This is a genomic window from Nonomuraea harbinensis (assembly GCF_019396385.1).
GTDB lineage: Bacteria > Actinomycetota > Actinomycetes > Streptosporangiales > Streptosporangiaceae > Nonomuraea > Nonomuraea ferruginea.
Genome location: NZ_JAHKRN010000128.1, coordinates 1 through 961 on the forward strand (window position 1 = coordinate 1; position 961 = coordinate 961).

Below are 961 nucleotides of genomic sequence, written 5' to 3' on the forward strand. Positions count from 1 at the left end.
TCGGTCAGCGTGCCCTGCGTGATGTCGGCGCCGACGCCGAGCTTCTTGTTGATCTTGTAGCGGCCGACCTTCGCCAGGTCGTAACGCTTCGGGTTGAAATACAGGTTCTCCAGCAGGGTCTGCGCCGACTCCTTGGTCGGCGGCTCACCCGGCCGCAGCTTGCGGTAGATGTCGAGCAGGGCGTCATCCTGACCCGCGGTGTGGTCCTTCTCCAGCGTGGCGCGCATGGACTCGTAACGGCCGAACCGCTCGAGAATCTGCTCGCTGGTCCACCCCAGTGCCTTGAGAAGCACGGTGACGGCCTGCTTGCGCTTACGGTCGATGCGCACACCGACGCTGTCGCGCTTGTCGATCTCGAACTCCAGCCAGGCACCCCGCGACGGGATGACCTTGCAGCCGAACAGATCCTTGTCGGAGGTCTTGTCGACACTGCGGTCGAAATAGACCCCCGGCGAACGCACCAGCTGCGAGACCACGACACGCTCGGTGCCGTTGATGATGAACGTGCCCTTCGGCGTCATGAGCGGGAAATCACCCATGAACACCGTCTGGCTCTTGATCTCACCGGTGGTGTTATTGATGAACTCCGCCGTGACGAACATCGGGGCGGAGTAGGTCATGTCCTTGTCTTTGCACTCGTCTACGGAGTACTTGGGCGGCTCGAACCGGTGGTCGCGGAACGACAAGGACATGGTCCCCGAGAAGTCCTCGATGGGACTGATCTCTTCGAAGATCTCTTCGAGGCCCGACTGGGTCGGGACGTCCTTGCGACCGGCCTGGCGAGCCGCCTCGACCCGGCCCTTCCACTTCTCGTTGCCGAGCAGCCAGTCGAACGACTCGGTCTGCAGAGCGAGAAGGTCAGGAACTTCGAGCGGCTCCTGGATACGCGAGAAAGAGACGCGACGGGGACCAGCGGGTACGGCGGAGGCGTTGCGCGAGGCTGCCAACAGATGTCCTTCCG

1 pseudogene is annotated in these 961 nt (G+C 62.9%); it reads right to left on the minus strand.

What is annotated here, in order from left to right:
• Window positions 1-947 (minus strand): annotated as a pseudogene (locus tag KME79_RS44310) (DNA-directed RNA polymerase subunit beta); the annotation flags it as partial.
• Window positions 948-961 lie beyond the last annotated feature (14 nt).